The sequence below is a fragment of the Streptococcus sp. 5004 genome (assembly GCF_013276755.1).
GTDB lineage: Bacteria > Bacillota > Bacilli > Lactobacillales > Streptococcaceae > Streptococcus.
Map to the genome: position 1 here is coordinate 39,184 of NZ_VMLP01000001.1, position 9,347 is coordinate 48,530.

The 9,347-nt window shown below is 40.3% G+C and carries 10 protein-coding genes; 1 reads left to right on the forward strand and 9 read right to left on the reverse strand.

The genetic code is table 11. From position 1 onward, the window contains the following. Positions 1–10: 10 nt before the first annotated feature. From fusA to rpsL, 3 genes are all read right to left on the reverse strand, one after another. Entirely contained in the window at positions 11–2,092 is a 2,082-nt protein-coding gene (gene fusA / locus HT685_RS00145; RefSeq protein ID WP_000090345.1) for an elongation factor G, read from the reverse strand. 278 nt (positions 2,093–2,370) lie between these two features. Continuing rightward, a complete protein-coding gene (gene rpsG, locus HT685_RS00150; protein ID WP_000087873.1) occupies positions 2,371–2,841 on the reverse strand; it encodes a 30S ribosomal protein S7 in 471 nt (156 codons plus the stop codon). A 19-nt stretch (positions 2,842–2,860) separates the two neighbouring features. After that, positions 2,861–3,274, reverse strand: coding sequence for a 30S ribosomal protein S12 (rpsL, locus tag HT685_RS00155; protein WP_001142332.1), 414 nt, complete (start codon positions 3,272–3,274; stop codon positions 2,861–2,863). Between the two features lie 313 nt (positions 3,275–3,587). On the opposite strand from rpsL, the gene HT685_RS00160 reads away from it, so the two are divergent. Then, positions 3,588–4,754 carry an IS30 family transposase gene (locus HT685_RS00160; protein ID WP_173225974.1) on the forward strand — a complete coding sequence of 389 codons (1,167 nt, stop codon included), beginning with the start codon at positions 3,588–3,590 and terminating at the stop codon, positions 4,752–4,754. Between the two features lie 387 nt (positions 4,755–5,141). Here HT685_RS00160 and HT685_RS00165 read toward each other — a convergent pair whose 3' ends face one another. Genes HT685_RS00165 through HT685_RS00190 form a run of 6 tightly spaced genes read right to left on the reverse strand, consistent with a single transcriptional unit; the run spans position 5,142 to position 8,846 of the window. Beyond that, the gene (locus HT685_RS00165) at positions 5,142–5,741 is read right to left on the reverse strand and encodes a response regulator transcription factor (RefSeq protein WP_173225972.1); all 600 of its coding nucleotides are present in this window, start codon (positions 5,739–5,741) and stop codon (positions 5,142–5,144) included. Then, positions 5,742–6,839 carry a sensor histidine kinase gene (locus HT685_RS00170; RefSeq protein WP_173225969.1) on the reverse strand — a complete coding sequence of 366 codons (1,098 nt, stop codon included), beginning with the start codon at positions 6,837–6,839 and terminating at the stop codon, positions 5,742–5,744. After that, positions 6,839–7,576 carry an ABC transporter permease gene (locus tag HT685_RS00175; protein WP_173225968.1) on the reverse strand — a complete coding sequence of 246 codons (738 nt, stop codon included), beginning with the start codon at positions 7,574–7,576 and terminating at the stop codon, positions 6,839–6,841. The genes HT685_RS00170 and HT685_RS00175 overlap by 1 nt, the downstream gene beginning before the upstream one ends. Position 7,577: 1 nt before the next feature. After that, positions 7,578–8,462 carry an ABC transporter ATP-binding protein gene (locus HT685_RS00180; protein WP_173225966.1) on the reverse strand — a complete coding sequence of 295 codons (885 nt, stop codon included), beginning with the start codon at positions 8,460–8,462 and terminating at the stop codon, positions 7,578–7,580. Continuing rightward, a complete protein-coding gene (locus HT685_RS00185; RefSeq protein WP_173225964.1) occupies positions 8,449–8,643 on the reverse strand; it encodes a hypothetical protein in 195 nt (64 codons plus the stop codon). Before HT685_RS00185 ends, HT685_RS00180 begins: the two co-directional genes overlap by 14 nt. Further along, positions 8,640–8,846, reverse strand: coding sequence for a hypothetical protein (locus HT685_RS00190; RefSeq protein ID WP_173225962.1), 207 nt, complete (start codon positions 8,844–8,846; stop codon positions 8,640–8,642). The genes HT685_RS00185 and HT685_RS00190 overlap by 4 nt, the downstream gene beginning before the upstream one ends. Positions 8,847–9,347 lie beyond the last annotated feature (501 nt).

Sequence of the window (9,347 nt, forward strand, 5' to 3'; positions counted from 1 at the left end):
TGAGAACTGATTAGTCTTCACCTTTATTTTTCTTAATGATTTCTTCTTGTACTGACTTAGGTACATCTTCGTAGTGGTCAAATACCATCATGAATGTACCACGTCCTTGAGATGCAGAACGAAGAACTGTTGCGTAACCGAACATTTCAGCAAGTGGAACGTAAGCACGAACGATTTGGCTGTTACCGTGTGCTTCCATACCATCTACACGTCCACGACGAGCAGTTACGTGACCCATAACATCACCAAGGTTTTCTTCTGGAACAGTGATTGTTACAAGCATCATTGGCTCAAGGATAGCTGGTTGTGCTGATTTAGCAGCTTCTTTAAGAGCAAGTGAAGCTGCGATCTTGAAGGCAGTTTCAGATGAGTCGACATCGTGGTATGAACCATCGTAAAGCTTAGCTTTAACGTCAACCATTGGGTAACCTGCAAGAACACCGTTAGCCATAGATTCTACCAAACCTTTTTCAACCGCTGGGATAAATTCACGAGGAACCACACCACCGACGATTGCGTTTTCGAATTCGAATCCTTTTCCTTCTTCGTTTGGAGTAAATTCAATCCATACATCACCGAATTGACCTTTACCACCAGACTGACGTTTGAAGAATCCACGTGCTTGAGTAGAAGCGCGGAATGTTTCACGGTAAGATACTTGAGGAGCACCTACGTTCGCTTCAACTTTGAACTCACGACGCATACGGTCAACAAGGACGTCAAGGTGAAGCTCACCCATACCAGAGATAACTGTTTCACCAGTTTCAACGTTTGTTTCAACGCGGAATGTTGGATCTTCTTCAGCCAATTTTTGAAGGGCGATACCCATCTTGTCTTGGTCAGCTTTAGATTTTGGCTCAACCATCAATTGGATAACTGGTTCTGGAACGTTGATTGACTCAAGGATGATTTTAGCTTTTTCATCTGTCAATGAGTCACCAGTTGTAGTATCTTTCAAACCAACGGCAGCAGCGATATCACCTGAGTAAACAGTGTCGATTTCTTGACGGCTGTTAGCGTGCATTTGAAGGATACGTCCGATACGTTCACGTTTACCTTTAGAAGTGTTCAATACGTATGAACCTGATTGAAGAACACCTGAGTAAACACGGAAGAATGTCAAACGACCTACAAATGGGTCAGTCATGATCTTGAAGGCAAGAGCTGCAAATGGCTCTTCGTCAGATGCTGGACGAGTTTCTTCAGCGTCTGTATCTGGGTTAATACCTTTGATTGCTGGGATGTCAAGTGGGCTTGGAAGGTAGTCAATAACCGCATCAAGCATCAATTGAACACCTTTGTTCTTGAAGGCAGAACCACACAATACTGGGAAAAATTCAACGTTGATAGTCGCTTTACGGATACCAGCTTTCAATTCTTCGTTAGTGATTTCTTCACCTTCGAGGTATTTCATCATCAATTCTTCGTCAGTTTCAGCAACCGCTTCAATCAATTTTTCACGGTATTCTTGAGCTTGGTCAAGGTATTCAGCTGGGATGTCCTCTTCAAGGATATCTGTACCAAGGTCATTAGTATAGATTTCAGCTTTCATCTTGATCAAGTCGATGATACCACGGAAGTCATCTTCAGAACCGATTGGCAATTGGATTGGGTGTGCATTTGCTTGAAGACGATCGTGAAGTGTGCTTACAGAGTAAAGGAAGTCAGCACCGATTTTGTCCATTTTGTTGGCAAATACGATACGTGGAACTCCATACTCAGTTGCTTGACGCCAAACTGTTTCAGTTTGAGGCTCAACACCTGATTGTGAGTCAAGAACGGTAACCGCACCATCCAATACACGAAGAGAACGTTGTACTTCGATTGTGAAGTCCACGTGTCCTGGTGTGTCGATGATGTTTACGCGGTGGTTGTTCCATTGAGCTGTTGTTGCAGCAGATGTGATAGTGATACCACGCTCTTGCTCTTGCTCCATCCAGTCCATTTGTGACGCACCTTCGTGAGTTTCACCGATTTTGTGGATTTTACCAGTGTAGTAAAGGATACGCTCAGTTGTAGTTGTTTTACCAGCATCGACGTGAGCCATGATACCGATATTACGAGTTTTTTCAAGTGAAAATTCGCGTGCCATGAGGTTTGTTTCTCCTATTTATTTTTGATTTCTATTCTATTATAACACGATTTTAATAAAAACGGATAGGCAGGACCTACCCGTTCTCAATCTTTTCATGCTATTGTTGGTTTCAACTTACGAGCTGGTAAGTTGAGTTATAGCTAATACTAATCGATTTAGCTAATTTGAACCCGGGCTAAAAGCTCGGAAAATAGATAAGCTCTCCTAGAATCTTCGATTCTTCGTCAAGCTTCCTAATTTTCAGTCGCTTTTTTAACGCCCTTAGTATCTTAATCTTACCAACGGAAGTGTGCGAATGCACGGTTAGCTTCAGCCATACGGTGAGTGTCTTCACGTTTCTTAACAGCTGCACCAGTGTTGTTAGCAGCATCCAAGATTTCTTTTGCAAGACGGTCTTGCATTGTGTGTTCACCACGAAGACGAGCGATTGTTACCAACCAACGAAGTCCAAGTGTTGTACGACGTTCTGGACGAACTTCAACTGGGACTTGGTAGTTAGAACCACCAACACGGCGTGCACGTACTTCAAGTACAGGCATGATGTTTTCCATAGCTGTCTCAAATACTTCAAGTGCATCGTTGCCAGTAGCTTCTTTGATTTGCTCAAAAGCACCGTAAACGATTGAAGCAGCTGTACCACGTTTACCGTCAAGCATAACGCGGTTGATAAGACGAGTAACTAGTTGTGAATTGTAAAGCGGATCTGGCAATACGTCACGTTTTGGAGCTCTATTTTTACGACTCATTTCTCTTTATCCCCTTTCCTTATGCTTTTGGACGTTTAGTACCGTATTTAGAACGGCCTTGTTTACGATCGTTAACACCTGCAGTATCAAGTGCACCACGGACGATATGGTAACGTACCCCTGGAAGGTCTTTTACACGTCCACCACGAAGAAGAACCACGCTGTGTTCTTGCAAGTTGTGTCCGATACCTGGGATGTAGGCAGTAACTTCGATAAGGTTGCTCAAACGTACACGAGCGAATTTACGAAGGGCTGAGTTAGGTTTTTTAGGTGTCATTGTTCCAACACGAGTTGCAACACCACGTTTTTGTGGTGAAGAAACGTTTGTTTGAACTTTTTTATGACTGTTGTAACCAACGTTCAAAGCTGGTGATTTAGATTTTTCTACTTTTGATTTACGCGGTTTGCGAACCAATTGGTTAATTGTAGGCATCTACATTCTCCTGTGTTTTTTTATTTTTGGTGATGATACACTTGGTGACAGCTATCATCTGTGTGTACTTTTGCAACATTTGTCAGCACGTCCCTGTACACTCTTGAGAGACCAAAAGTAAAAAGTACCGTCTATTATTGTAACAAAATTTTCCATTGGTTGTCAAGATATTTTTCTTTTTTATTGCTAATCTTTTCACTGGGTAACTTCTCAAAGTAACTTCCACTTGCCTGACCGAAGTGGAAATTAGTCTAAAACGGATTTTTATGGTGGAATTAAGTGTGAGACGTTTGAGTTAGAAATGAGGCTAACTATGTCAAAACATAAACACCTTACCCTTTCAGACCGTAATGATATCCAACTGGGCTTAGAGCGCGGTGAAACCTTCAAAGCTATCGGGCAACTTATTCTAAAAGACCCAACTACTGTTTCCAAAGAAGTCAAACGAAACAGACAGGTCCGAGAGTCTACATGCCATAACCTTCCTTGCCCTTTACTCGACAAAGCTCCCTTTGTCTGTAATGGTTGCCCTAAAAGAAGACAAAACTGTGGCTATAAGAAGATTTTATACCTCGCTAAGCAAGCTCAAAAACAATACGAACAAACTCTTGTCGAAGCTCGTGAAGGAACTCCTCTCAATTCTAAGACTTTCTGGGACATGGATAAAGTCATTTCTGAGGGTGTTAAAAAGGGACAACACATCTATCATATCCTCAAAACTCATAACCTTGATGTTAGCTCCTCAACCGTCTATCGACACATCCGAAAAGGATACTTGTCTATCGCTCCTATTGATCTTGCTAGAGCCGTTAAATTTAAAGAAAGAAGAAAAAGTAAGCTACCTTCCATCCCTAAAGAAGCTAAAAAAGGCCGTTCCTATGAGGATTTCCAAAACTATTTAGCACTGAATCAACTAGACTCTTGGCTGGAAATGGATACAGTTATGGGCAGAATGGGAGGTAAAGTCCTACTCACCTTCAATCTATCTTTCTGTAACTTTATCTTCGCTAGACTGCTGGATAATAAAACTGCCCTTGAGGTTACCAAACACCTCTATGACATCAAGAACACTCTTCACCAAGCTGACAAAGATTTCTTCCAACTCTTCCCTGTCATTCTTACCGATAATGGTGGAGAGTTTGCCAGAGTCGATGATATCGAAATGGATGTGCGAGGAGAGAGTAAACTCTTCTTTTGTGACCCTAATCGCTCTGACCAGAAAGGGAGAATTGAGAAAAATCACACGCTGATTCGCGACATTCTACCTAAAGGAACTTCTTTTGACAATTTAACTCAAGAGGACATCAATCTCGTTTGTTCGCATGTCAACAGTGTCAAACGTGCTGCTTTGAATGGAAAGTCAGCCTATGAACTCTTTGCATTTACCTATGGAGAAGAGATTCCTAAGCTTCTTGGCATTTCTAAAATACCTGCAGAAGACGTCTATCAATCGTCTACATTATTCCAACATAAGTTCTAAAAACTAACCTTTAACCGCATTCAAACGTCTCACACTAACTTCCACTATAGCGGAACTTAATCTGAAACGCTTTCAGATGAGGGGATTTTATGCGCTCTTTTTTTCGATTCATTTTGGTTACAAAAGCGATGAAATCAAGCATGATTAAAACCAGTGGAACTTACCCTGACACGGATTTCCACTGGTTTTTTCTATTTTTATCAGACTAACTTCCACTTGGATTAGCGGTGGAACTTAGTTTGGGAATTTACGATTTTAGCTAATTTTAGCTACGTGGTACCACCTTAGAGTAAACAAAAAGGAGGAATTCCCCCTCTCCTAAAGTTAGTATTGTTCCATTCAATCCCTTCAATTTTAGCACATAATGGTTTTCGAGTTATGATAGTATCACAACCAACCAGATTCTTTCGCTATATTAGCTGCCTCTGTTCGATTACCTGCATCTAGTTTTGAAAGAATATTGGTGACATAGTTTCGGACTGTTCCGTTTGATAAATAAAGTTGATCTGCAATTTCTTGGTTAGACAAGCCTTGAGCAATTCCCTTTAAAACAGCAATCTCTTGTTCTGTTAATGGATTGGGATGCGTCATCACCACTTCCATCAATTCAGGCGAATACTCCTTGCCTCCTTCGAGGACAGTATGCAAAGTTTGCATGAGGTCTGCAATGCTTCTTTCTTTCAAGACATAAGCATCTACTCCAGCCTTGACTGCACGTTCAAAATACCCTGGGCGCTTGAAAGTCGTCACTACAACCACCTTTGTTTCTAGCTTTTCTACCCGAAGCCATTCCAAGACTTCGAGGCCAGTCTTCACAGGCATCTCTACATCAAGAATGGCAATATCTACGGACTCTTTTTCTAAGAGTTGGATTGCTTCTTGCCCATTCTTGGCTTGTAAGACAGACTCTACATCTGCTTGAAAGGCAAGCAACTGGCACATAGCATCTCGCAACATACTTTGATCTTCTGCGACTAATACTTTCATCTACTTTCTCTCCTTATAAGGTAGTCGAACTTGCACTTCTGTCGGTTGTTTCTGACTAATTACCTTTACTTCTCCCGAAAATGGAAGAACACGATCTCGAACTGTATGGAGGTCATCCCCCTTTATAGAAGTAAAGCCACAGCCATCATCTCTCACTGTTAAAATGAGTTCTTTCTCTGTCCGTTCTAATTTTAAGTAGACTTTAAACGCTTTAGCATGTTTGATGATGTTGGTCACTAATTCAAGCAAAATCATGGAAGCCGTTGACTCCAATTCCTGAGTTAAGCTAGCTGTATCTAGTTGATTAGCTATTTCCACCTCAATTCCAGCAATTTCTAACATCTTTTTCACAGTCTCTAGTTCGGATGTCAAAGTTCTAGACTTAAGATTTTCCACAATGGTTCGCACTTCATTCATGGAATCCTTACTGATCTGGTGAATTTCTTTTAATTCCTTTTCCACCTGTGGATAAGCCTCCATCTGAAATAACTGCAAGGCTAAATCTGTCTTGACACTCAACATAGCAAAGGTATGTCCCAAACTATCATGCAAATCTTGACCGATACGACTGCGTTCATTTTCGGCAAGCAATAGATTTATCTGGGCATTTTGCTTAGCCTGAGCTTCTTTCAAATCCTCCACAATACGAATCCGAACCGAGCCCAAAGTCATCAAATCAACAAAAGCAAGAATTACAAGTAGATAGAATAGATACTCAACTTCGATTCTCTGAAAAATCAACAGTTGGCCCACAACAAGGACTTGAGCAAGAAGAAAAGTCCAGACATGTAAAGACTTTAAACCATCTACGCTGAAATGATAACTTAAGAGATTGGATAGGAAAAAGAAGAACCAGATATAATTAACAGCAACAAAGGTAGTATTCCCAACTACATAAGTCAGCATGAGACCCCAATATAGCCAAGATAGGCGCTGGCTCTTAGTTGTTAAAACACCCAAATATGCCACTACAAATAGAATATCAATCAATAAATGCCAGGCAGAAAGCCACCCAGTCACTACAGGTAGGATGGGGAAAATCATAAAAATTAAACTGGCCCAAAACATATAGTGTATGCTTTTCAGTCTTTCAAGCATTAAGCATTCTCCTTATGACCTTGAAGGTAAATGGTCAAACCAAACAAAACTGCTGAAAAAACAAGTAGATAAACTGTGGCTGATAGATTGATGCTACCCTCGTTTAAGAAGGTCTTGAGCAACTCCATCAACTGATAAGTTGGTAGGCACTTCCCGATTGCTTGCATCCAGTCTGGAAATAAAGAGATGGGCATCCAGAGTCCACCTAAAACAGCCAAGCCTAGATAGAGAAGATTGCCCACGACAGACATCAGCTGACTAGAAGGCAAGAGTGTCAAGGTCAAGCCAAGCGCTACAAAAGCTACACTTCCTACTATCAGCAAGAACGCAGCCCCAATCCAGCTTCCTAAAGACATATCCACACCTCTGACCAAGTGCCCAACTGAGAAAACAACCAAAATTGAGACCAAATAATCAACCATCATACTTGTTATCTTTGATAGATAATATTCTACCATATTTACAGGGGTATGGCGCAATGTTTTCTGCCAGTTGTTGATTTTATCGGTATGTAAAACAGCTGGGAATGAAAACATAGCTGTCGACATCATGGAAAAAGCCGTCATGGAGATGAGGTAGTCGCGCATAAAATTAGCCGATCCACCTGGTGTGTCCTGGTACATGCCTGAAAAGAATAAATAGAAGGCTGTCGGCATCCCTACGGATAATAGATAATAGACTAATTGTCGTTTGGTCAATAGAAATTCTATCTTGTTTAGTGCAATCCATCGTTTCATCTTAGTCATCTCCCTTCTGTGTTTCTTCAAAGATTGTATCCAGCAAGCTACGATTATTGACTTCAATTTCTTGTATGCTACATCCTGCTTGAACTAATAGTTCCCAGAAAGAGTCTGCTTCGCGTGTGACTACTTGTAGGGCATCTTGTTTTTGTGACCAGTTTTCAACCAAGTTTGACTGTTCGACAACTTCTTTATATGCTAGAGGAAGGATAAAGTGCTTTTCAATCTCCTCACTACGCATGGCTAGAGGTGTCGTATCTCGAATCAACTCTCCCTTATTTAAGAGCAAAATGCGGTCTGCGGTGTGTTCCACTTCCTCAATATAATGGGACGAATAGAGAATGGTGACTCCTTGTGTTTTTAAATCCTGAACAATCTCCCAAAAACGTTGACGAGTTGAAGTATCCATGGCTGAAGTAGGCTCATCTAAAAAGATTAACTTTGGTCGCCCAATTAAAGTTAAGACAAAAGAGAAAAGACGCTTTTGACCGCCTGATAATTTTTCTGCCAATTGTTCTTTTTGTTGCTTGTCAAACTGCAATAGTTGATCAATTTCTTGCTCGCTCAAAGGATTTGGATAAATACTTTGAAAGAAAGCAATCAACTCTTTAACCTTCAATTTCTGTACAATCACATTTTCTTGAGGGAGATAAGCCCTAGTATAATTTAACTTAGAACTCGTCACTGGTAAACCTTGAATAGATACTTGACCACTGGTGACCACTTTATCTCCGAGCAAACAGGCCAGAAGTGTTGTCTTACCAGCACCATTGGGACCAATCAAGGCTACACATTCACCATCCTTGATTTCAAAGGAGATGTTCCGCAAGATCTCCTTGTCTTTTATTTTCTTACACAATTTCTCAACTTTAATCACAGTCATGAGATTCTCCTTTCAACCACTCCTCTTCCATAGGAAATGCGATAAAAATCATAAATCCTAGTCCCCAGGCACCACGGATGAATTGGTGAAGGAAGGCTTGATCAAACCAACCTGTAAACATTTCTACCAACCATACCACTAGTGATAATCCAATAAAAAGATAGAGAAACGCTTTTTTCATTTTTCAAACTCCTTTTTCATATCTGAGACTAATTTCAAACCTTCTCTGACAAGCCAAGACATCATTCCAAAGCCAGCAAAGAGCTCCCAAGGAAAATGGTAGAAACCCTCGTCCAATCCTGAGAACATGAGATAGGTCATAACTCCTGCTGCTACTAAACTCACTGCTATAATCATTTTATTTCTCATCTCTTCTTCCTCCATTTCATACTTCAATTATAGCCCTTTGAAGTTAGCGGAGCTAGATGCTTCTGTCACTAGGAAATATGACAAATGTCATAAAAGATTCTGTTCAAAACAAGAAAGATACACTATACAATAAAACACAAGTAGAAAAATCTAAGGCGGCCTCCTCAAAAGAGATATCAAACCCAATTCACACCATAATGTAAACTAATACTTATTTAAAATCAAAAAGAGTAGAAATTTTTATCAGACAAACACATATATTATAGGTGGGACTAAAAAACTCTTCAATTACTTTCTTAAAAGTTTGTAAGAATTATACAATCTGTTAAATTTTAATTTATGTACCTAAACTACAGTATTCATTGAACAAATCAGGAAACAAAAACATATACGCGATCAAAATGAATTGCTGAAAATCAAAAAAGAGAGAACCAAACTGATTCTCTCTTAATGTATATAATATCTAGTTATAAAATACACACTCACCTATCTCTGTAATGTATCGGGAAGACAGGA